The 19,988-nt window shown below is 65.8% G+C and carries 21 protein-coding genes, 1 tRNA gene and 1 pseudogene; 10 read left to right on the forward strand and 13 right to left on the reverse strand.

Annotation, left to right across the window (positions count from 1 at the left end):
- The first annotated feature begins 11 nt into the window (after window positions 1-11).
- Both ACFFF7_RS03935 and ACFFF7_RS03940 read left to right on the forward strand, forming a co-directional pair.
- Window positions 12-773: a competence/damage-inducible protein A gene (locus tag ACFFF7_RS03935; RefSeq protein WP_379480051.1), complete on the forward strand. Its 762-nt coding sequence runs from the start codon at window positions 12-14 to the stop codon at window positions 771-773.
- A 10-nt stretch (window positions 774-783) separates the two neighbouring features.
- Window positions 784-1,323, forward strand: coding sequence for a hypothetical protein (locus ACFFF7_RS03940; protein ID WP_379480052.1), 540 nt, complete (start codon window positions 784-786; stop codon window positions 1,321-1,323).
- A gap of 58 nt (window positions 1,324-1,381) precedes the next feature.
- Here the strand turns inward: ACFFF7_RS03940 and rplA are convergent, their stop codons facing one another.
- Both rplA and rplK read right to left on the reverse strand, forming a co-directional pair.
- Window positions 1,382-2,083, reverse strand: a complete 702-nt coding sequence (rplA, locus tag ACFFF7_RS03945) for a 50S ribosomal protein L1 (RefSeq protein ID WP_379480053.1) — start codon at window positions 2,081-2,083, stop codon at window positions 1,382-1,384.
- Window positions 2,084-2,087: 4 nt separating this feature from the next.
- On the reverse strand, window positions 2,088-2,519 hold the full coding sequence (gene rplK / locus ACFFF7_RS03950) for a 50S ribosomal protein L11 (RefSeq protein ID WP_379480054.1): 432 nt from the start codon (window positions 2,517-2,519) through the stop codon (window positions 2,088-2,090).
- Between the two features lie 213 nt (window positions 2,520-2,732).
- Between rplK and ACFFF7_RS03955 the strand changes: the two genes are divergently transcribed.
- A complete protein-coding gene (locus ACFFF7_RS03955) occupies window positions 2,733-3,782 on the forward strand; it encodes an aspartyl protease family protein (protein WP_379480055.1) in 1,050 nt (349 codons plus the stop codon).
- 10 nt (window positions 3,783-3,792) lie between these two features.
- Here ACFFF7_RS03955 and nusG read toward each other — a convergent pair whose 3' ends face one another.
- The 4 genes from nusG to ACFFF7_RS03975 all read right to left on the reverse strand — a co-directional run bounded on the left by nusG (window position 3,793) and on the right by ACFFF7_RS03975 (window position 6,314).
- The gene (gene nusG / locus ACFFF7_RS03960) at window positions 3,793-4,329 is read right to left on the reverse strand and encodes a transcription termination/antitermination protein NusG (protein WP_379480056.1); all 537 of its coding nucleotides are present in this window, start codon (window positions 4,327-4,329) and stop codon (window positions 3,793-3,795) included.
- 24 nt (window positions 4,330-4,353) lie between these two features.
- Window positions 4,354-4,548: a preprotein translocase subunit SecE gene (gene secE / locus ACFFF7_RS03965; protein ID WP_379480057.1), complete on the reverse strand. Its 195-nt coding sequence runs from the start codon at window positions 4,546-4,548 to the stop codon at window positions 4,354-4,356.
- 138 nt (window positions 4,549-4,686) lie between these two features.
- The gene (locus tag ACFFF7_RS03970; protein ID WP_379480058.1) at window positions 4,687-6,195 is read right to left on the reverse strand and encodes a hypothetical protein; all 1,509 of its coding nucleotides are present in this window, start codon (window positions 6,193-6,195) and stop codon (window positions 4,687-4,689) included.
- A 43-nt stretch (window positions 6,196-6,238) separates the two neighbouring features.
- Window positions 6,239-6,314: transfer RNA gene (locus ACFFF7_RS03975), tRNA-Trp, on the reverse strand.
- Between the two features lie 92 nt (window positions 6,315-6,406).
- Here ACFFF7_RS03975 and aat point away from each other — a divergent pair.
- Window positions 6,407-7,183 carry a leucyl/phenylalanyl-tRNA--protein transferase gene (gene aat / locus ACFFF7_RS03980; protein ID WP_379480059.1) on the forward strand — a complete coding sequence of 259 codons (777 nt, stop codon included), beginning with the start codon at window positions 6,407-6,409 and terminating at the stop codon, window positions 7,181-7,183.
- A gap of 35 nt (window positions 7,184-7,218) precedes the next feature.
- Here the strand turns inward: aat and ACFFF7_RS03985 are convergent.
- The 5 genes and pseudogenes from ACFFF7_RS03985 to ACFFF7_RS04005 all read right to left on the reverse strand — a co-directional run.
- A pseudogene (locus ACFFF7_RS03985) lies at window positions 7,219-7,743 on the reverse strand (DUF2155 domain-containing protein); the annotation flags it as partial.
- Window positions 7,637-8,050 carry an NADH:ubiquinone oxidoreductase subunit NDUFA12 gene (locus tag ACFFF7_RS03990; protein ID WP_379480060.1) on the reverse strand — a complete coding sequence of 138 codons (414 nt, stop codon included), beginning with the start codon at window positions 8,048-8,050 and terminating at the stop codon, window positions 7,637-7,639. The gene ACFFF7_RS03990 and the pseudogene ACFFF7_RS03985, both read right to left, overlap by 107 nt.
- A gap of 41 nt (window positions 8,051-8,091) precedes the next feature.
- Window positions 8,092-8,742, reverse strand: a complete 651-nt coding sequence (locus ACFFF7_RS03995) for a glutathione S-transferase family protein (protein WP_379480061.1) — start codon at window positions 8,740-8,742, stop codon at window positions 8,092-8,094.
- Window positions 8,742-9,227, reverse strand: coding sequence for a DUF192 domain-containing protein (locus ACFFF7_RS04000; RefSeq protein WP_379480062.1), 486 nt, complete (start codon window positions 9,225-9,227; stop codon window positions 8,742-8,744). The genes ACFFF7_RS03995 and ACFFF7_RS04000 overlap by 1 nt, the downstream gene beginning before the upstream one ends.
- The gene (locus ACFFF7_RS04005) at window positions 9,224-9,766 is read right to left on the reverse strand and encodes a regulatory protein RecX (protein WP_379480063.1); all 543 of its coding nucleotides are present in this window, start codon (window positions 9,764-9,766) and stop codon (window positions 9,224-9,226) included. Before ACFFF7_RS04005 ends, ACFFF7_RS04000 begins: the two co-directional genes overlap by 4 nt.
- 139 nt (window positions 9,767-9,905) lie before the next feature.
- Here ACFFF7_RS04005 and ACFFF7_RS04010 point away from each other — a divergent pair, with 139 nt between their 5' ends.
- Both ACFFF7_RS04010 and ACFFF7_RS04015 read left to right on the forward strand, forming a co-directional pair.
- Window positions 9,906-11,666 (forward strand): fatty acyl-AMP ligase, encoded by a 1,761-nt coding sequence (locus tag ACFFF7_RS04010; protein ID WP_379480064.1) that lies wholly within the window; start codon window positions 9,906-9,908, stop codon window positions 11,664-11,666.
- Window positions 11,667-11,849: 183 nt separating this feature from the next.
- Window positions 11,850-15,131, forward strand: a complete 3,282-nt coding sequence (locus ACFFF7_RS04015) for a trifunctional glycoside hydrolase family 18/polysaccharide deacetylase/glycosyltransferase family 2 protein (protein WP_379480461.1) — start codon at window positions 11,850-11,852, stop codon at window positions 15,129-15,131.
- Here ACFFF7_RS04015 and chrA read toward each other — a convergent pair.
- Window positions 15,128-16,435: a chromate efflux transporter gene (gene chrA / locus ACFFF7_RS04020; RefSeq protein ID WP_379480065.1), complete on the reverse strand. Its 1,308-nt coding sequence runs from the start codon at window positions 16,433-16,435 to the stop codon at window positions 15,128-15,130. The genes ACFFF7_RS04015 and chrA overlap by 4 nt on opposite strands.
- A gap of 231 nt (window positions 16,436-16,666) precedes the next feature.
- Here chrA and ACFFF7_RS04025 point away from each other — a divergent pair, with 231 nt between their 5' ends.
- The 3 genes from ACFFF7_RS04025 to ACFFF7_RS04035 are packed head-to-tail and all read left to right on the forward strand — an operon-like array spanning window position 16,667 to window position 18,924.
- Window positions 16,667-17,875 (forward strand): toxic anion resistance protein, encoded by a 1,209-nt coding sequence (locus tag ACFFF7_RS04025; RefSeq protein WP_379480066.1) that lies wholly within the window; start codon window positions 16,667-16,669, stop codon window positions 17,873-17,875.
- Between the two features lie 6 nt (window positions 17,876-17,881).
- A complete protein-coding gene (locus tag ACFFF7_RS04030; RefSeq protein WP_379480067.1) occupies window positions 17,882-18,628 on the forward strand; it encodes a hypothetical protein in 747 nt (248 codons plus the stop codon).
- Complete coding sequence (locus ACFFF7_RS04035) at window positions 18,628-18,924, forward strand: polyhydroxyalkanoic acid system family protein (protein ID WP_379480068.1); 297 nt, start codon at window positions 18,628-18,630, stop codon at window positions 18,922-18,924. Before ACFFF7_RS04030 ends, ACFFF7_RS04035 begins: the two co-directional genes overlap by 1 nt.
- Here the strand turns inward: ACFFF7_RS04035 and ACFFF7_RS04040 are convergent.
- Window positions 18,921-19,361 (reverse strand): DUF2721 domain-containing protein, encoded by a 441-nt coding sequence (locus ACFFF7_RS04040; protein WP_379480069.1) that lies wholly within the window; start codon window positions 19,359-19,361, stop codon window positions 18,921-18,923. The genes ACFFF7_RS04035 and ACFFF7_RS04040 overlap by 4 nt on opposite strands.
- Before the next feature lie 75 nt (window positions 19,362-19,436).
- Here ACFFF7_RS04040 and ACFFF7_RS04045 point away from each other — a divergent pair, with 75 nt between their 5' ends.
- Entirely contained in the window at window positions 19,437-19,988 is a 552-nt protein-coding gene (locus tag ACFFF7_RS04045) for a lipocalin family protein (RefSeq protein WP_379480070.1), read from the forward strand.

Consider the following 19,988-nt stretch of genomic DNA (forward strand, 5'->3'; position numbering starts at 1 on the left):
ACGCGTGTCGCATGAGCACTGCCGAACGCATCTGGACCGCCGCGCTGCTGGTGATCGGTGACGAAATCCTTTCGGGCCGGACCCAGGACAAGAACGTCGCCCAGGTCGCCACCTGGCTCAACGTCCAGGGCATCCGCCTGGCCGAAGTGCGCGTGGTGGGCGACCGCGAGGAGGCGATCGTCGAGGCGGTCAATGCCCTGCGCGCGCGCAACGACTACCTGTTCACCACCGGCGGGATCGGCCCGACCCACGATGACATCACCGTCGATGCCGTAGCCGCGGCGCTGGGCGTGGGGGTGGTGATCCATCCCGAGGCGCGGGCCATTCTGGAACGCTATTACGAGACCCGTGGGGGGCTGAACGAAGCACGGCTGCGCATGGCGCGGGTGCCGGACGGGGCCGAGCTGATCCCCAACCGCATGTCGGGCGCTCCGGGCATTCGTTGCGGCAACGTCTTCCTGATGGCCGGAGTGCCGTCGATCACAGCGGGGATGCTCGACGCGCTGACCGGCACGCTCGAAGGCGGCCTGCCGGTGCTGAGCGAGACCATCGGCAGCTGGGTGGCGGAAAGCGAAATCGCCGACCTGCTGCGCCAGACCGAGTCCGCGCACGAAGGCTGCGCGATCGGATCCTATCCGTTCTTTCGCGAAGGCCGGGTTGGGGCCAATTTCGTCGTCCGCGCGGTCGATCCTGCGGTGCTGTCAGCCTGCGCCGAAGCCCTGCTGACCGGTTTGCGGGCGATGGGCCGCGAGGCCGTACCCGGTGGGATATAGGGCAGCGATCGTGACCCTTGCTTCCGCTGCGGGACTGGCCTCGGCCTGCACCGCCGATCACGATAGCATCGCCGCGCTGGAACGCGCGCTGCAATCCAACCCCAGCGCCACCCGCGCGCTGGAAGGGTGGTGCGCGGCGCGCGGGCTGGACGACCATCCGTCGATCGTTGCGCGGCGCCTCAAGGGCGAAGCCGGTCCAGAGCCCGAATACCTGCGCGCGCGGCTGGGCGTGACCGGGGATGCCCAGCTGGGCTATCGTCATGTCGAGTTGGTTTGCGGCAACCGGGTGCTGTCGGTGGCGCACAACTGGTATCTGCGCGAACACCTGAGTGCAGAGATGAACGCCGCGCTGGACGGCAGCGAAATACCGTTCGGCAAGGTGGTGGCGCCGCTGCGCTTTACCCGCGAGACGATCGACAGCCGCCACGGCGGCGAGCCGGGTTGCCCGCCAGGCACTGTCCTGTCGCAGATTGCACTGCTGCGCCTGCCCGACGGCCGGCCGCTGGCGCTGGTGACTGAGTGCTACACCCGCTCCGCGATCGCAAAATGACATATGAAAAGGGCCGGAGGTTTCCCCCCGGCCCCTTTCGGTATGCAGTCAGGCTGGCTTAGCCGCCGTGGACTTCGGCCACGTCGATCTTGATGCCCGGGCCCATCGACGAGGACAGTCCGACCTTCTTCAGGTACTTGCCCTTGGCGCCGGCCGGCTTGGCCTTGACCACGGCATCGACGAAGGCGTCGAAGTTGGCGCGCAGCGCTTCGTTCGAGAAGCTCAGCTTGCCGATCCCGCCGTGGATGATCCCGGCCTTTTCGACGCGGTATTCGACCTGGCCGCCCTTGGCCGCCTTGACGGCTTCGGCGACGTTCGGGGTGACGGTGCCCAGCTTGGGGTTAGGCATCAGGCCCTTGGGACCCAGCACCTTGCCCAGGCGGCCGACCACACCCATCATGTCCGGGGTCGCGATGACCCGGCCATAATCGAGGTTGCCGTTCTGCATGTCTTCCAGCAGGTCTTCGGCGCCGACCTTGTCAGCCCCGGCAGCCAGCGCCTTTTCGGCGTTGTCGCCGCGGGCGAAGACCGCAACCTTGACGTCCTTGCCGGTGCCCGAAGGCAGCACGACCATGCCGCGGACCATCTGGTCGGCGTGGCGCGGATCGACGCCCAGGTTGAGCGAAACTTCCAGCGTTTCGTCGAACTTGGTGCGCTTGAGGTCCTTGATCAGCTGGATCGCTTCATCGACGCCATACAGCGCCTGGTTGTCGCCCAGCTTTTCGGTCAGAGCCTTCTGGTTCTTGGTCTGCTTTGCCATGTCCTTAGCCCTCCACAACCTGGAGACCCATCGAACGGGCCGAGCCCTCGATGATCTTGGTCGCCTGTTCGATGTCGTTCGCGTTCAGATCCTTGAACTTGGTCTGGGCGATTTCGGCCAGCTGCGAACGCTTGATCGTTCCCGCCGACACCTTGCCCGGCTCCTTCGAGCCCGACTTGAGGTTGGCGGCCTTCTTGATCAGGAACGAAGCCGGGGGGGTCTTGGTGACAAAGGTGAAGCTGCGATCGGCATAGACCGTGATGATGGTCGGGATCGGCATCGACGCTTCAAGTTCCTGCGTGGCGGCGTTGAACGCCTTGCAGAATTCCATGATGTTGACGCCACGCTGACCCAGCGCCGGGCCGATCGGCGGCGACGGGGTCGCCTTGCCTGCAGGAACCTGCAGCTTGATATAGCCTTCAATCTTCTTGGCCACGGTGGGCCTCCTTTCTTCCTGTCGGGCCGGAAATCCGGACCCTCAGAGTGAGCGGTCAAGCAAGGGATGCGAATCCCTCTTCCGCGCGGAATCGCCTCGCAATAGCCAAGCGAAGGCGCGCGCCTAGGCGAAAGTCGGCGCGAATGCAACCTTCGTCGACAGAGAGTGGTCTGCCGCGCATGATTGGCCTAGACCCGCTGCGGGAGAGAGCCATTGCGCAAAATCACGTTCGTTACCGGAATTCTTGGCGCCGCCAGCGCGCTGTCGCTGGGCGCGGTTGCTGCGGCCGAACGCGCGCCAAAGCCAAGGCCGGTCTATGGCCAGATGCCCCCGCTGCGTCCGGCGGTGATCGACGACGCACTGGAAATCGGCGGCGAGGAAATTGCCGCGCGCAAGCTCAATTCGCGGCTGACCGTCGAAGTCGGGGTCAACGGCACCGGGCCTTACCGCTTCGTGGTCGACAGCGGCGCGGATACCTCGGTGATCGGCGAGCGGCTGGCGAATGCGCTGCTCCTGCCGTCGGGACGGACCGTTCTGCTCAATGCCGTAACCGAATCGCGGCGGGTCGACCGGGTGCTGGTCGATGCCTTGCAGGTTGGACCCAGCCAGTTCCGCGCGCTCGAACTGCCGCGCCTGGAAGAACGGCACATCGGTGCAAGCGGGATGATCGGGCTGGATGCGCTGGTCGAACAGCGACTGATGCTCGATTTCGAAAAGCGCCGGATCAGCGTGGAGGATGCCAGCAGGCCGGCACCGCGCCTTGACGGCGAAATCGTCGTGACGGCGCGGCTCAAGCGCGGGCAGTTGATCCTTACCCAGGTCAAGGCGCGCAATCTGGCACTGGATGCGGTGATCGATACAGGTTCCGAAGTGACGATCGGCAATTCGGCGCTGCGCACGCAGATCGCCCGGCGCAAGAATGCCCGGATCGTCAAGGCGCAGATCGTCGGCGTCACCGGCAAGGCGGTCGACATCGATCTGGTCTATGTCGAAGAGCTCAAGATCGGTTCGATCTCGCTCAGCAATGTGCCGATTGCCTTTGCCGACGTGCCGCCGTTCAAGGTCTTCGGGCTGGACAAGCGCCCTGCGCTGCTGCTCGGCACCGATCTGATGGAAAACTTCCGCAAGGTCAGCCTGGATTTCCGGGCGCGCAAGGTGCGCTTTCAGCTGCGCAAGTGTGCCCCCCAGGACGTCCAGTTCACCTACGGCGAACCGACCATCCTGCGCGGCGATCGCAACAATCCGGCTTCGTGCCGGCCCTGACGGGCAAGCCTTACTTGACCAGTTCGACGTGCTCGAAATCGAGTTCCACCGGAGTGGCGCGGCCGAAGATCGAGACCGAGACCTTTACCCGGTTCTTGTCGAAATCGAGTTCCTCGACGATGCCGGTGAACGAATTGAACGGCCCGTCGAGCACCTTGACCGAATCGCCGATCTCGTAATCGACGCTGATGTGCTTCTTCGGTTCGGCCGCGGCGGCATCGCGAGCGCCGAAATAGCGCGCGGCCTCACGGTCGGAAATCGGCTGCGGCTTGCCTGCGTGGCCCAGGAAGCCGGTGACCTTCGGGGTGTTCTTGATCAGGTGATAAACGTCGTCATTCATCAGCAGCTTGGCCAGCACATAGCCCGGCATGGTCTTGCGTTCGACCTGAACCTTCTTGCCGCGCTTGACCTCGGTCACCGTTTCGTGCGGGACTTCGACCGCTTCGACCAGGGCTTCGAGGCCCATGCGTTCAGCCTCGGACAAGATAGACTCGCGAACCTTGTTCTCGAACCCCGAATAGGCGTGGATGATGTACCAGCGAGCCATGATATTACCTTGCTAAATCCCGTTTCAGGCGAGCGACAACAGCCAATGCACGATCTGGCCGAACACCGTGTCGATGCCCAGGAAGAACAGCGCCAGGATGACCATCAGGATCCCCACGAACATTGCTGTCGTCGTGGTTTCCTGGCGGCTGGGCCAGACGACCTTGCGTGCTTCCGCCTGGACCTGACGCATGAATTCGCCGGGAGTGATCTTGGCCATGGCTGATTAGCCTTTGCTGCGTGAACGGTTGAAACCAAATCGCCTTCCGGCTTTCGGGTACAGCGCCGCTCCCGGCGGCTGGCTGGCAGCGCGTCCGGGGGTAAGGCGTGTTCCCGATGTCGGAAGACACCGCCGCACTTAGCTACCGGTTCTGCGTTTTGCAAGCCGTGCCAGCAGCGTGTGGCGGTCGGCCTCGATCACCCGGGCGCGCAGCGGCAGCTTGTCGGGGCGGTTGCTGCCCACGTACCAGAACCAGTCGGCGTTCTTGGCCGGGTCATAGCTGAGCAGGTTTATGTAGGCGCCGCTGCGATGGTACAGCCGGTGATAGGGATCGCGGAAATAGGGGCCGCCCTCGTTGATCGTCAGCATGTGGACCATCGGCAGGGCGAAGTTGCAATTGACCAGCGCATCGCGGCGGACCAGCGCATAGCCGCAGATGTGTTCCTGCGGGTTGTACTGCCACTGCCGCCGCTCGGTGATTACAACGGTGGCGAGCTTGGCGCCCATCGGCAAGCGGTCGATCGTCTGCAGCAGATGCGCGGTTTCGCGCGAATCGCGCTTCCAGTTGTCGGTGGTCAAGGCGAGCCGGCCGAGGAACAGCAGCGCCGCGGCCAGCATCACCCAGCGCGGCGCGCGCCAGGCAAGTGCGAGGCAGCCAACCATCAGCCCGGTCGAGATCATCCGCGCATCGACCAGATCGCCGGCGAAGATGTGCCGCGGCAAGGCCAGTGAGCTGAGCAGCAGCAGCACGGTGGCCCAGCCCAGCCGCGGATCGATCCTCCGCAGTCCGGCCGAAACGGCCAGAATGCCAAGGATCAGGATCAGGCTGGCGTAATCGAGCCATTCGATCGAATCGCGCATCGCCTGCTTCCAGATCGACCATTTGTAGACCGACACCGATTCGCCGTAACCGTAGGAGGCCAGACCCTTGGTCCCGGCCCCGAACAGCAGCGCCAGCACCGGAAATGCCAGCGGCCACGGGGCAATGAACGCGCGCCAGTCACGGGTGCGGTTCCATTCATAGGCAAAGACCATCAGGCCCAGAGCGCCCCAGCCCGAAACGTGGCAGACCCAGACCAGAAAGCCCGCCGGAACCATCACCGCCGCGCGCCAGCGCTTGCCTTCCAGCAGCACCCAGGCGGCGAAGACGAACAGCGCCGCAGCCAGCGACAGTCCGAAATTGAGGAAGCCAAGCAGCAGCGCGGGCGACCAGATGAAGCACATCGCCAGCACCGCGCCCACCCCGATACGGCGGCGCAGAACCCATTCGACGGCTATTATGCCCAGGCCGGTGATCAGCGGAATGATCCCGACCACGATCCGCCCCGCCGTTTCAAGTGGGAACCAGGCAGCCAGCGGACGGATCAGCAGATCGGCGCCCAGATTGCCCATCCAGCGCCATTTGAAGCCGTAGTATTGTTGCAGGAACTGCGAATGATCGCGTTCCAGCATGACGTGAAAACGGGCCAGATGCGCCGGATAGTCAACCATCTGCGGATAGACCGCAACCAGCACCGGCAAGACCGAAACCAGCGTCAGAAGGAGCGCAAAGATCAGACTTTCGCGCGGGCCGGGCTCACCCTGCAGCCAGGCCCGGGGCGTGAAACCTCCCTTGGAAAACTGCTCTTGTGGCGGCTCGGCTGACATCGCGGGCAAGGCACTATCGCTGTTGGGGGCGGTACGGGAAAACTGGCAGGAGTGGGGGGACTCGAACCCACGGCCCTCGGTTTTGGAGACCGATGCTCTACCAACTGAGCTACACTCCTGCGGGCGGGGTGCCTCTAGACAGGTGCAGGGCTTTAGGCAAGGCGAGATTCAGCCTCTCCCCGCGCATTGCGCGAACTGCTAACAGCGCGGCGTGCACGCGCCCGTTACGCCCCCGCCGATCGATTCCGACCTGCTGCTGCTGGCCTATCGCAGCGGAATCTTCCCGATGGCCGATACGCGCAGCGATCCCGATGTCTTCTGGGTCGAACCACGCCGCCGCGGAATTCTGCCGCTGGACGGATTCCACTGCTCGCATTCGCTGGCCAAAGTCCTGCGCCGCGGCATTTTTGCGGTGACCTGCAACGCCGCCTTCGGCGAGGTGATCGAAGCCTGCGCCGGCCCGCGCCGCGACGGCGGCGATACGTGGATTTCGGACCGGATCGAGGCCAGCTACCGCGCGCTGCACGCGGAAGGCCACGCTCATTCGGTCGAATGCTGGCAGGACGGGCGGCTCGTCGGCGGGCTTTACGGCGTCGGGTTCGACCGGGTGTTCTGCGGCGAATCGATGTTCAGCCGCGTCCCCGACGCGTCGAAAGTGGCATTGGCCTGGCTGGTTGCGGCGCTGCGCCGCGGGGGAACGCGGCTGCTCGATTGCCAGTTCATCACCCCGCACCTGGCGACGATGGGCGCGGTTGAAATCGACGAGGCCGACTATCTGGAGCGCCTGCGCGCCGCTCAGGTATCGACCGACGGGCTCGGCGCTGCCGAGGGGGATGGCTTGGGCGACGGCGCTGCCGAAGGCTTCGCGGCAGGCGCGCCGCTGGCATTGCCTGACGGCTTTGCCGCGCTGCTGGCCGATGCGGCCGGTGCCGGACTGTCTTCCTCGCCCGGGAACTTCATCGCACAGTCCTTGACCCAGACGTCATAGACCGGGTGCTCGACGACATTGAGGCTCGGCGAGTTCTTGAACAGCCAGCCGGAAAACACCGTGCGCCAGGCCAGTGGCTTGTCCACGGTCTCGCGCTCTTCGACGAAAACCTGAACGAAAGCGCCGGTTTCAGCCGGGCTTTCCCACGGCAGCGTCCGTTCGCAGCTGGCCAGCTTGACCACCACGTTGCCGACCCGGCGCGCTTCGCCTGGCTTCAGCACCAGGTCCTGTTCCAGATTGTTGCGCTTGTTGAGCAGGCCCAGTGTGGCGACGCGGTCCTTGACCGGGGTGCCGTATTCGCTTTCCACCGCCGGCGCGCCCGAGGGACCGGCGGCACCGACATCCTTGGGCACTTCGGTCGCGGTGGCTTCGGCACCTTCGTCCCGGCCCTTGCCGCAGGCGGCGAGAGCCAGCGTCGTTGTCAGCAAAAGGGCGATCGCCCGCGCCATGCCGTTACGCGTCCGGCGACCAGGCTTCATAGTCACCCGTCGCCGCAGCACGCTTGCCGCCGCGCTCCAGCGCGCCGGCCGGGCGATAGGCGCGAACCGTGCCGGTGGCATTGGGGGTATAGTCTGCTTCCCAGATCCGCGCCGGGGGCAGGTTCGATTCGGGCACGCCAGCCAGCGACCCGTGCAGCCAGCCGTGCCATTCGGCCGGCACGTTGCTGGCATCGTTGGCCCCGGAATAGATCACCCAGCGGCGTTCCTTGCCGGCAAAGGGATGGCCCTTGGGAAAGGGCTTCTTCGCCCGGAAATAGGCGTTGCCGAACACGTCGCTGCCGACCTTTTCGCCGGTCATCGCCGAATTGAACGCGGTGCCAACGGTGGCGCCGTTCCACCAGGTGAAGATCTTGCCAAGGATTCCCATGCGCCGCGCCTAGCGGAACTGGGGGGCGGTGGGCAAGGGGATTAGGCGTCCGCGGGCCGGGTGTTCACGGCAAGCTGTGCAGCGAACGCACGCTGGTAGGCCGGCCGCGCCTCGCCCCGCGCAACGTATGCGTCGAGAAGGGGCCATTCGGCCAGCAGGCCGGAGGGTCGGGCGCGCAGCAGCACCGAAACCATCATCAGGTCCCCCGCCGAAAACGCGCCGTCGAGCCACTCACTCTGGCCCAAATGAGCGGTGAGCTGATCGAGCCGTGGGCGCAGTCGGGCCAGAACCAGCGGCCAGCGCTCTTCCGCCCACGGCCGGTCGCCCTCGAAGATCTTGGCGACGGTGACGTCGACGATCGGCGGCTCAACCGTGTTCAGCGCTGCGAACATCCACATGATCGCCCGGCTGCGCGCCGTCGCGTCGTCCGGGAGCAGATGGCCGAATCGCTCGGCGATGCGCAACACGATTGCCCCGCTTTCGAACAGCGTGACGTCACCGTCGTCATAGGTCGGTATCTGCCCGAAGGGATTGCGCCCCAGATGCCGGGGTTGCTTCAGCGCGGCAAAGGTCACCAGGTCGACAACATAGGGCTGCCCGACCTCCTCCAGCGCCCAGCGCACCCGCGTGTCGCGAGCCAGCCCCTTGCCGCCATCGGGTGAGCGGTCGAAAGCGGTGATGTTGATCGGCATCACCAGTTGACTACATCACCAACGCCGATCCCCAGTTCCTTGGTCCGCCCGGCGTTGAGTTCGAGCACGCCCTTGACCACGCCCGCGCTGTAGAGCGGGGTCAGGTCATAGGGCTGGGCATCGGCCACGTTGAGGATCCTGCCGTCGGTGCCGATGTAGATGATATCCAGCGGAATTACCGTGTTCTTCATCCAGAAGCTGGCGGTGCGCGGCGGGTTCATCGGGAAGATCATGCCTTCGTCTGCGCCCATCGCGGTGCGGAACATCAGCCCCATGGCCTGTTGCTGCGACGTACTGGCAACCTCGACCTGAAACGTGTGCTTCCGGCCGGCATGGGTCACCGTCAGCGGGATCACCGGCAAGCCCGAGGTTGGATGAACCGCGGGAGTGCCTTGCGTCGACTGCGGCGCGGCATCGCCCGAACTGGGCGAGCAGGCGACCAGCAGCAGGGTGAAGGGGGCAAGCAGGTTCCAGCGCATTGTCATTCCTCGGTACTTTCGGCCCATTCCTCGGCCGTTGCGATGGTCGCCGCATTGACCAGAAAGCGCGCGCTGTCCAGCGAGTGTCCACCGCGCAGCATGGCGGCGACCTGCTTTTCCCGCGCCGCCCGGTCGGCGGGCGGTGCGCCGAACGGGCCGAGCCGCCGCTTGCGCGCCAGGGCCAGCGCCGCCTGGCGCTGTTCGACCTGGCCGGGGCGGGCTTCGTCACGCGCCGCTTCGTCGATCCCGGCGGCGTAGAGCGCCTGGCCGATGCGCCGCTGGCCATAACCGCGGCGCAGCAGGCTGCCGGTCTTGGCCCGGGCAAAGGCGGCATCGTCGACATAGCCCAGCGCGACATAGCGCGCGACCGTGGCGGCAACCGGCGGATCGCCCTCCTCTTCCCAGCCGCGTTCGCGCAGCTTGCGGCGCAGATAGCCGTCGAGCTTGGCCGCGCTGGTGGCGAAGCGCGCGACATAGGCGAGCGCCAGTTCTTCCAGCCGGGCGGCAGTCAACGGGCGGGGAATGCGGCGGGGCGGACGGTCCATTGGCCTTATTCGTGCCACACATTGCGGCAATTGGGGAGGCCAGTCTGTGGGCGGATGAGGTGCCCGCATATCAATGCACACGCCGCAGGTAACATCGGAAAACGGTGCATCCTGTTGGTCAAAAACGGGTTTTCGCCGAATGAACGATGCCGCCACACTGGTGACGAGCACCTCCGGTACCATGGTGCCGACACCGAACGAAGACGATCTGCCCCGCCGCTTTGCCGACTTTGCCACCTTCGGCGATGCGCTGGACTATGCGGCGCAAGGCAAGCGCGGGATGAACTTTCACGATCCGCGCGGCAATCTGGCCCGGGTCTATCCGTTCAGCGAACTGCGCCAGGATGCGCTGGCCATGGCCCGCCGCCTGATCGCCCACGGCGTGAAGAAGGAAGACCGCGTTGCGCTAGTCGCCGAGACCGGGGCAGAATTCGCTGCGCTGTTTTGCGGCTGCATCTATGCCGGGGCCTGGCCGGTGCCACTGCCGCTGCCCACCAGCTTCGGCGGCAAGGAAAGCTATATCGACCAGTTGGCGGTCCAGCTGGCAAGCAGCGATCCTACGATCCTGTTCTACCCAGCGGTAATCGCCGAAATGGCCGGTGCCGCTGCCGCGCGGCAAGGCTGCCAGGGCATCACCTGGGAAGACTTTGCCCAGACTGACGCGCCGGAATGCACGCTGCCCACGGCCAATCCCGGCGACATCTGCTATCTGCAGTATTCGAGCGGATCGACCCGTTTCCCCCACGGGGTCGCAGTGACCCATGCCAGCCTGCTCAACAACCTCGCCGGGCATGCCCACGGGATGAAGTTCCAGCAAAGCGACCGCTGCATCAGCTGGCTGCCGTGGTACCACGACATGGGGCTGGTCGGCTGCTTCCTCTCGCTGATCGCCAACCAGGTGTCGGTCGACTACCTCAAGACCGAGGATTTCGCCCGCCGTCCGCTTGCCTGGCTCGATCTGATCAGCCGCAATCCCGGCACCTCGTGTTCCTATTCGCCGACCTTCGGCTATGACATCTGCGCGCGGCGCATTTCCAGCCAGAGCCACGTGGCCGATCGTTTCGACCTGTCGCGCTGGCGGATCGCCGGCAACGGCGCCGACATGATCCGCCCGGATGTGATGCAAAGCTTCGTCAACGCCTTTGCCGAGGCCGGGTTCACGGCCGATGCCTTCCTGCCCAGCTATGGCCTGGCTGAGGCCACGCTGGCGGTTACCGTTATGCCGCCGGGCGAAGGCATCCGCGTCGAGCTGGTAGAGGAAGAGCGTCTTTCGGGCACCCCGCGCGATCTGTCGCGCCCGGCGCGCTATCGTGCGATCGTCAACTGCGGCAAGGCGATCAAGGACATGGCCGTCGAAGTGCGCGGCGAAAGCGGCAAGGCCCTGTCCGATCATCACATCGGCAAGGTTTGGTGCAAGGGCCCGTCGGTCATGCACAGCTATTTCCGCGATCCGGAATCGACGGCAGCGTGCCTGGTCGATGGCTGGCTCGACACCGGCGACATGGGCTATCTGGTCGATGGCTACCTGTTCATCGTCGGCCGGGCCAAGGATATGATCATCATCAATGGCAAGAACCACTGGCCGCAGGACATCGAATGGGCGGTCGAACAGCTGCCCGGGTTCCACCAGGGTGATATCGCCGCATTCAGTGTCGAGACCGAAAACGGCGAGGAAGTGCCCGCAGTGCTGGTCCACTGCCGCGTTTCCGATCCGGAGGAACGGATCAAACTGCACGACCAGATCCGCGACAAGGTCCGTTCGATCACCGGCATGAACTGCGTGATCGAGCTGGTCCCGCCGCGCACCCTGCCGCGCACCAGCTCGGGCAAGCTGAGCCGGGCCAAGGCCAAGAAGCTGTACCTGTCGGGCGAGATCGAGCCGTTCAAGCTCGCCGCCTGATTTGTAACGCCGCGCATACAATTTCGGTGATTGCCGAACCGCGCGAACAGGCCTAACTGCCCGCGCCACAGGCAGGTTGCCGCGGGGTTTGTGCCCGCAGGCAGCGCGTGCCGCAGTGGCGAGGCTGGCGTGGCCGAACGACCGATCTTTTTCGATGCCAGCGGACGCCGCAACCGCTGGACCATGCGCGGCTTCTTCACCGCACTGGCGCTGCTGCTGATCACGGCGGGGGTCTTTGCCGCAACCGTGGTCGAGGCGCCGATTCCCGGCCCGCTGGCCCTGGCGATGGAACGTCCGCGGCCACGCCCGATCGCGCACCAGGTCAGCAAGGCAATCGGCTCGGTCGCGCGCTGGCTGCCCGGCGGCGCGGTTCACGGCAGCCCGGCGCATCCGATCCGGCTTGGCTTCTATGTTCCGTGGGACGACGCCAGCCGCGCCTCGCTGGCTGCACACATCGGCGAGCTTGACTGGCTGGTGCCTGGGCTGTTCTCGGTCACCGGGCCCGATCACAAGCTGACCGTCTTTCCCGACCAGCGGCTCGACCAGTTGCTGGCCGCGACGCCGCGGCCGCCAGCCGTCGTGCCGATGGTCCAGAACATCCTCAACGAGAAGTGGGACCCCCAAGGTGCTGCCCAGCTGCTCCACGATCCGGCCGCGCGGGCGCGGCTGCTCGATCAGCTTGAGCCGCAACTGCTGCGGATGAAGGCGATCGGGGTGATGTTCGACATCGAAGGCCTGCCGCGTTCGGCCCAGGGCGACTACTTGCGCTTTCTGGCCGAGGCGAAGCAGCGTTATGCCGCGCACCACTGGCTGATCACCCTGTCGGTCCCGCTTGACGACAGCGACTGGGACCTGGCCGCCTATGGCCGGGTCGCCGACCGCGTGCTGCTGATGGATTACGACGAGCACACCACCGATTTCGAGGCCGGGCCGATCGCCAGCCAGGCCTGGTTCGTCGACCATCTCAAGGCGGCGCTGCGGCAGATTCCGCGGAGCAAGGCGATCGTCGGGATCGGCAACTATGCCTATGACTGGACCGGTGAGGGCAAGGGCGACACGCCCTCGGTCGAAGAAGCCTGGCTGATCGCGCACGACAGCGAGGCCCCGGTGCTGTTCGATCATGCCAGCGGTAACGCCACCTTCACCTACGAAGAGAACGGCGCGGCGCATACGGTCTGGCTGCTCGACGCGGCGAGCGCGTGGAACCAGCTGCGCGCGGTCGATCTCGAAGGGGTTGCCGGGGTCGGGCTGTGGCGGCTCGGCACCGAAGATCCCGACGTGTGGAAAGTGCTGGCGGCCTATCGCAGCGGCAAATTGCCCGACATTGCGCACCCGCGCTCGCAGCTCGATGTCGATGTCGAAGGCAGCGGGGAAATCCTGCGGGTCGATGCCGTGCCGACCGCGGGTAGCCGGACGGTCACGCGCGATGCCAAGGGGCTGATCGTCGATCAGCAGTTCGCGGCCTTGCCCACGCCTTACGAGGTCCACCGCGCCGGTTATCAGCCGGGCCTGATCGCGCTGACCTTCGACGATGGTCCCGATCCGGAATGGACCCCGCAGATCCTCGACATCCTCAAGGCCAAGCACGCGCCGGCAACCTTCTTCGTCATCGGCGAGAACGCGCTGCCGCACCCGCTGCTGATGAAGCGGATCGCCGACGAGGGGCACGAGATCGGCAACCACAGCTTCACCCATCCCAACCTGGCGCTGGTTTCGGCTGAAAGTACGCGGATCGAGCTCAACGGTACGCAGCGGCTGGTCGAAGCCTATACCGGGCGGTCGCTGCGGCTGTTCCGCGCGCCCTATTTCGGCGATGCCGAGCCGACCACCGCGAACGAGCTGCTGCCCGCGCTGACCGCGCAGCAGGACGGTTATACCAATGTCGGGCTCCACGTCGATCCGAACGACTGGAAACGCCCCCCTGCGTCCGAAATCGTCGCCAGCACCCTGGCCCAGGTCCGCACCGGCGATCCCGAGACTTCGGCCCAGATCGTCCTGCTGCACGATGGCGGCGGGGACCGGTCGGCCACGGTGGCGGCATTGCCGGCACTGATCGACGGGCTGCGCGCGCGCGGCTTCACCCTCGTTCCGATCTCGCGCCTCGCCGGGCTCAGCCACGATCAGGTGATGCCCCCGGTCAGCGGGCACGATCTGCTGTCAGTGCGCGCCGACATCGGCGTGTTCCTGTTCTTCGGGATGATCGGCTACCTGCTCAAGTGGCTTTTCTTCGCAGTGATCGCACTGGGCATCGGCCGCGCGGTGATGCTGGCCAGCCTGGCCTGGATCAGCGACCGTCCGCGCAACCGGCCCGTGCCGCCACCGATCGATCCCGAGCGCTTTGTCTCGGTGCTGATCCCCGCCTTCAACGAGGCCCGGGTGATCGAGGCATCGGTGCGCCGTGTGCTCGACAGCCGTGACGTCCGCCTCGAAGTGATCGTGATCGACGACGGTTCGAAGGACGACACCAGCGCGATCGTCGCCCGCGCCTTTGGCGGCGATCCGCGGGTGCGGCTGCTGACCCTGGCCAACGGCGGCAAGGCCCGCGCGCTCAACCAGGGGCTCACGCTGGCCAGCGGCGAGATTATCATCGCCCTCGACGCCGACACCCAGTTCGAGGCCGAGACCATCGCCCGGCTGGCACGGTGGTTCGTCGATCCGGCAATCGGTGCGGTGGCCGGCAATGCCAAGGTCGGTAATCGCCACAATCTGGTGACCCGCTGGCAAGCGGTTGAATATGTCACCGCGCAGAACCTGGAACGCCGCGCGCTGGCCCGGTTCGACGCGATCATGGTGGTGCCCGGCGCGGTCGGCGCCTGGCGCCGCGCCGCGCTCGACAGCGTCGGCGGCTATCCGGTCGATACCTTGGCCGAGGATCAGGACCTGACCATCGCGATTCAGCGCCAGGGCTGGCAGGTCGGCTACGACGTCGATGCAGTGGCCTGGACCGAGGCCCCTGAAACATTCCGCGCGCTGGCCAAGCAGCGCTTCCGTTGGGCCTTCGGCACGCTGCAGTGCCTGTGGAAGCATCGCTCGATCCTGCGCAGTGGCAAGCCCGAGGGGCTGGCCTGGATCGGCATTCCGCAGGCATGGCTGTTCCAGATCGGCTTTGCTGCGGTGTCCCCGTTGATCGACCTGGCCCTGGTCGTCAGTGTGATTTCGACCTGGCGCAACGTCAGCGATCACGGCTGGGCCCAGACGCAAAGCGACGTGCTGCGCATGGGCCTGTACTGGATCGCCTTCACCGCGATCGACATCCTGTGCGGCTGGGTCGCCTACCGCCTGGAAAAGCGCGAGGCGCGCTATCCCGCGCTGCTGCTGGTCGCCCAGCGCTTCGTCTATCGCCAGCTGATGTACGGTGTGGTGATCCGCGCGCTGGTCAACGCGCTGCGCGGGCCGTGGGTCGGCTGGGGCAAGCTGGAGCGCAGCGGCCGGGTCGATGCCGGCGCTCCGGCCCCGGAGGGCTAGATCGCGCCCAGACCCAGCCCCGCTGCCGCGCAGACCGCCAGCACCCGGATCACATTCCACTTGAAGCGGAACACCAGCACGGCAGCCGCGACGGCGATGATCGCCGCGCGCCAATCGAGGCTGGCCGGATCGGGCAGCGCAACCGTACTGACCGTCACGGTTCGGGCGAACAGCACATGGACCGCGAACCACACCGACAGGTTGGCAATCACCCCGACCACCGCCGCAGTGATCCCGGCCAGCGCGCCTTTAAGCCGCGGCGCGCGTTCCAGCCGTTCCATCCACGGGGCCAGAGCAAAGATCCACATGAAGCACGGCACAAAGGTGACCCAGGTGGTCAGCAGGGCGCCAAGCAGCCCGCCGACCAGCGGCGAGAACGGTGCCGCTGCGCGCAGCCCCGCCAGATAGCCAACGAATTGGGTGACCATGATCAGCGGCCCCGGCGTCGTTTCGGCCAGGCCCAGCCCGTCGGCCATCTCGCCCGCGCCAAGCCAGGCGTAGTGGTCCACCGCCTGCTGCGCCATGTAGGCAAGCACGGCATAGGCCCCGCCGAAGGTCACCACCGCCAGCTTCGAAAAGAACAGCCCGATCTGCCACAGCACATGATCCGGGCCGAGCGTGACCAGGATCAGCGCCAGAGGCGCGGCCCAGGCGGCGGCGCCGACCAGCACCGCGCGCAAGGTAGCACCCCACGGCCGGGGCAAGTTCGCGTCGAGCGGTGCGACCGGCTTCAGCTTGAGCAGGTCCGGCCGCCGCGCCGCCGCCACCGCGCCGGCAATCGCCGCCAGCAGCAGCACCAGCGGGAAGGGCAGGGCCAGCACGAACAGCGCGGCAAAGGCGGCCACGGCAATGCCCAGCTTGAACCGCGTATCGAGCGCGCGCCCGGCAACTCGCAGCAGCGCCTGGACCACGATCGCCAGCACCGCTGCCTTGATCCCCAGGAATATCGCCGCGAACCACGCCAGCCCCGTGGCAGCGCTGTAAAGCACTGACAGCGCCAGCATGACCAGCGCCCCGGGGATGACGAACAGACTGCCGGCCAGCAGCCCGCCCCTGGCCCCGTGCAGCTTCCACCCGATCCAGATCGCCAACTGCTGCGCCTCGGGCCCGGGCAGCAGGTGGCACAGGTTGAGCGCGTGAAGGAACTGGTCCTCGTCGACCCAGCAGCGTTCCTCGACGATTTCGCGGTGCATCAGCGCGATCTGCCCGGCGGGCCCGCCAAAGCTGAGGCAGCCGATGCGCAGCGAGACGCGGAACAGATCACCGATGGTGGGAGAGGAATTGACGGGCGCAGCACTCTGCACAGAACATGACCTTTCCGTCCGCACAAGGTCGGACCGACGGAAAGGCAACGCTTGGGCTGGCGCCTGACCGGGAGGTTGCCGTGATCCCGATGTGACGACGATGTAACCGCTCGGCCGCGCCGCGCAAGGGGGTTTACGCGCGGTGCAACCGTCCTATTTGCGTAATACAGCTTGCGCAAAGCCGGTGTCTGCCCCATTTATGCCGGACACTTGCAAATACGGGATAGTTCCATGGCCACCACGCCGACCACGACCGAAACCGCCGCGCCGACCATCACGCTGACTCCGCCCGATCCGGTGCCGGTGGTCACGCCCGAAGCGGCAGTCGGCCTGGTCCCGGTTTCGGACGAGAACAAGTCCAAGCTCGATGCCAAGGTCGATGCCTTTGTCGCCGACCTCGTTGCCTCGGATTCGAATTCGCCCGAATTCGGCAAGAAGGTCGATCAGATCACCAACATGGGGCGCAAGGAGATCATGACCGCCGCGGCGATGTCGAACCGCTTCCTCGACCGCCCGGTGCGGGCAATGGACAAGGATTCGGGCGTCGGCGCCAATCTGGCCGAGCTGCGCCGCACGGTGGAAGAACTCGATCCGGGCAAGGCCGGCAAGCTGTCCACGGGCCGCAAGATCTTGGGGATCATCCCCTTCGGCAATTCGGTGAAGCGCTATTTCACCAGCTATCAGTCGGCCCAGGGCCACATCCAGTCGATCCTGACTCACTTGTCGTCGGGCAAGGACGAACTGCTGATGGACAATGCCGCGATCGACGTCGAACGGCAGAAGCTGTGGGAAGCGATGGGCAGTCTTGAGCAGATGGTCCACATCTCCAAGACGCTCGACACCAAGCTTGAGGAAAAGGCCGCCGATCTTGATGCGACCGATCCGGCCAAGGCCAAGGCGATCCGCGAGAGCGCGCTGTTCTATGTCCGCCAGCGCACCCAGGATCTGCTCACCCAGATGGCGGTCTCGGTGCAGGGTTACTTGGCGCTCGATCTGGTCAAGAAGAACAACGTCGAGCTGGTCAAGGGCGTCGACCGCGCCAGCACCACCACGGTCGGCGCGCTGCGCACCGCGGTGACCGTGGCCCAGGCGATGACCAACCAGCGGCTGGTGCTGCAGCAGATCACCGCGCTCAACACCACCACTGCCAACCTGATCGATTCGACCAGCACCCTGCTGCGCGACCAGACCGGCAAGATCCACGAGCAGGCCGCATCCAGCACGATCCCGATCGAGACGCTGCAGCGCGCTTTCCAGAACATCTACGACACGATGGACAACATCGACACCTTCAAGGTCAAGGCACTGGAAAACATGAAGCAGACCGTGACCACGCTGTCGGCCGAGGTCGAAAAGTCCAAGGGCTATATCGCCCGCGCCGAAGGTGCCGCCCAGGCCGCCAAGGCCGCAGATGCGCCAAGCCTGCTGACAGCCGAGTAAGGCACCATGGCGGGCGAATCGCACCAGCATCAGCAGATCATGCGCGCGGCCAGCACCTCGCTGGTCAACAACCGCGACTTCGGCGGACGCCGCGCCGGTTCGATCGGGCGGCGCTCGGCCGCAATCAAGCGCGACCATCTGTTCCGCAAGTTGGTGCGCGCCATGCTAGCGCTGGGTGGCGTGGTGATTGCGGCCACCGTGGCCGGGCTAGTGCTCGACGGGATCGGCTGGACCGGGATCATCGTCACCATGCTGGCAATGATCGGCGCAGTCGCGTTCTTCTCGACCTTCCCGCGGATCAAGGTGCCGACCATCGAATCGCTGGGCACCGGCGACACCAAATCGCTGGTCGGGCGCACCGAGCTGTGGCTGGAGCGCCAGCGCCCCGCCCTGCCCGCGCCCGCGATCCAGCTGGTCGACCAGATCGGCGGCCAGCTCGACGCGCTGGGGCTCCAGCTTGACGGGCTTGACGGCAATACCCCGGCGGCGCGCGACGTGCGCAAGCTGGTCGGGGAAACCCTGCCCAACCTGGTTTCGACCTATACTTCGATACCCCGCCATCTGCGCAGCGAGGCGCAGGCCGGACGCACCCCGGACCAGCAGCTGACCGAAAGTCTGGGCAAGATCAGCACCGAGATCGACAGCGTAACCCGCCAGCTGGCCGCAGGCGCGATCGACAACCTGGCGATCCAGACCCGCTATCTCGACTACAAGTATGGCGACGGGCTGGAAGCCGGCGAGAAGCAGGGCTGATGCGGGTTCCGATCCCCCACAGCCTCGACAAGGACGAAGTGCGCCGCCGCCTGCGGGCGCGGACTGGCGAGATCGCCGATTTCATTCCCGGCGGCATGGCCGATGTCACCACCGACTGGCCCGACGACGACACGATGGTCCTGAATGTCAGCGCGATGGGCAAGTCGATCGATGGCACGGTCAAGATCGAGGACGGGCAGGTCGTCTTCACCATCGACTTCCCGCCCGCGCTGGCCTTTGTCGAAGGCATGGTCCGCGGTCAGGTCGAGGCCAAGGGGCGCAAGCTGCTGCGTTAGATCTCGCGCTCAAGCTCCAGGTAAACCCGCGGAATGCGCAGCTGCTGCGCGGAAATCTGGGTCTCGCGCAGGAACAGCACCAGCGCCCACATCAGTAGAAGGATCGCCGTCAGGAAGGTCGCGGCGGCAACGCGCTGCAGCTTGAAGTCGACCAATTCTTCCATGAACAGCACCGCCACCGTCAGCCCGACCGACAGGCCGCTGACCACCATCAGGCGGATCGCGCGGGTGATCAGGCCGATGCGCTGGTCGATCATGCGGATTTCCGCAACGACTTCGTCGTGGTCCGGCCCTTCGGTCGCCATGTGGCGGTCCTGCAGTGCCCGGGCGCGGTCGACCACCCGGCCGAGCCGGCTCGACAGCAGGTTGAGGATATTGCCCATCGCCACCAGGACGAACACCGGGGCAAGCGCGAGCTGGATGGTCTGGGCGATCATGTCCCTTGGTTTAGCTTGACCGAATAGGCACCGACAAGCACGGAACCATGGCCCCGTTCGAAAGTTCTCGGTTCCATGAAACGCAAGCGCGCCCTGATCGTCGCCGCCCTGGCCGGTTCTGCCCTTTTGCTGGGCGGCTGCGCCACAGTCTTTTCCAGGCATCCCGTCGGCAATGCGGCGGTGCCGCAGCCGGCCAAGGCGGTGGAACTGCAGCGCTATCTGGGCAAGTGGTACGAACTGGCCCGCTATGAACAGGGCTTCCAGAAGGATTGCGACGGCGTGACCGCCGAATACGCCTTGCGCGACGATGGCAAGATTTCGGTGCTCAACCGCTGCCGCAAACCCGACGGCAAGATCGACGATGCCAAGGGTACGGCGAAGATTGTCGACACCGCGACCAACGCCAAACTCAAGGTCAGCTTCTTCGGCCCGTTCTATGGCGATTACTGGGTGCTGGACCACGCCGACGATTACAGCTGGTCGATCGTGGGTGAACCGTCGGGCCGCTACCTGTGGCTACTGTCGCGCGACGCCGCGCCCGGCAAGGATCGGCTCGATGCGGTGATCGCCCGTGCCAGGGCGCTGGGCTACGACACGTCGATGCTGCGCATCACCCGGCAACCCTGA

Source organism: Novosphingobium aquiterrae, assembly GCF_042434435.1.
Taxonomy (GTDB): domain Bacteria; phylum Pseudomonadota; class Alphaproteobacteria; order Sphingomonadales; family Sphingomonadaceae; genus Novosphingobium; species Novosphingobium aquiterrae.

Excerpts from the sequence above, each read along its gene's own strand:
- ACFFF7_RS03935 (WP_379480051.1), top strand. The coding sequence starts at position 12 with ATGAGCACTGCCGAACGCATCTGGACCGCCGCGCTGCTGGTGATCGGT.
- rplA (WP_379480053.1), bottom strand. The coding sequence starts at position 2,083 with ATGGCAAAGCAGACCAAGAACCAGAAGGCTCTGACCGAAAAGCTGGGC.
- nusG (WP_379480056.1), bottom strand. The coding sequence starts at position 4,329 with ATGGCTCGCTGGTACATCATCCACGCCTATTCGGGGTTCGAGAACAAG.
- secE (WP_379480057.1), bottom strand. The coding sequence starts at position 4,548 with ATGGCCAAGATCACTCCCGGCGAATTCATGCGTCAGGTCCAGGCGGAA.
- ACFFF7_RS03970 (WP_379480058.1), bottom strand. The coding sequence starts at position 6,195 with ATGTCAGCCGAGCCGCCACAAGAGCAGTTTTCCAAGGGAGGTTTCACG.
- ACFFF7_RS03990 (WP_379480060.1), bottom strand. The coding sequence starts at position 8,050 with ATGGGAATCCTTGGCAAGATCTTCACCTGGTGGAACGGCGCCACCGTT.
- ACFFF7_RS03995 (WP_379480061.1), bottom strand. The coding sequence starts at position 8,742 with ATGCCGATCAACATCACCGCTTTCGACCGCTCACCCGATGGCGGCAAG.
- ACFFF7_RS04000 (WP_379480062.1), bottom strand. The coding sequence starts at position 9,227 with ATGACAATGCGCTGGAACCTGCTTGCCCCCTTCACCCTGCTGCTGGTC.
- ACFFF7_RS04005 (WP_379480063.1), bottom strand. The coding sequence starts at position 9,766 with ATGGACCGTCCGCCCCGCCGCATTCCCCGCCCGTTGACTGCCGCCCGG.
- ACFFF7_RS04010 (WP_379480064.1), top strand. The coding sequence starts at position 9,906 with ATGAACGATGCCGCCACACTGGTGACGAGCACCTCCGGTACCATGGTG.
- ACFFF7_RS04015 (WP_379480461.1), top strand. The coding sequence starts at position 11,850 with ATGCGCGGCTTCTTCACCGCACTGGCGCTGCTGCTGATCACGGCGGGG.
- ACFFF7_RS04025 (WP_379480066.1), top strand. The coding sequence starts at position 16,667 with ATGGCCACCACGCCGACCACGACCGAAACCGCCGCGCCGACCATCACG.
- ACFFF7_RS04030 (WP_379480067.1), top strand. The coding sequence starts at position 17,882 with ATGGCGGGCGAATCGCACCAGCATCAGCAGATCATGCGCGCGGCCAGC.
- ACFFF7_RS04035 (WP_379480068.1), top strand. The coding sequence starts at position 18,628 with ATGCGGGTTCCGATCCCCCACAGCCTCGACAAGGACGAAGTGCGCCGC.
- ACFFF7_RS04040 (WP_379480069.1), bottom strand. The coding sequence starts at position 19,361 with ATGATCGCCCAGACCATCCAGCTCGCGCTTGCCCCGGTGTTCGTCCTG.
- ACFFF7_RS04045 (WP_379480070.1), top strand. The coding sequence starts at position 19,437 with ATGAAACGCAAGCGCGCCCTGATCGTCGCCGCCCTGGCCGGTTCTGCC.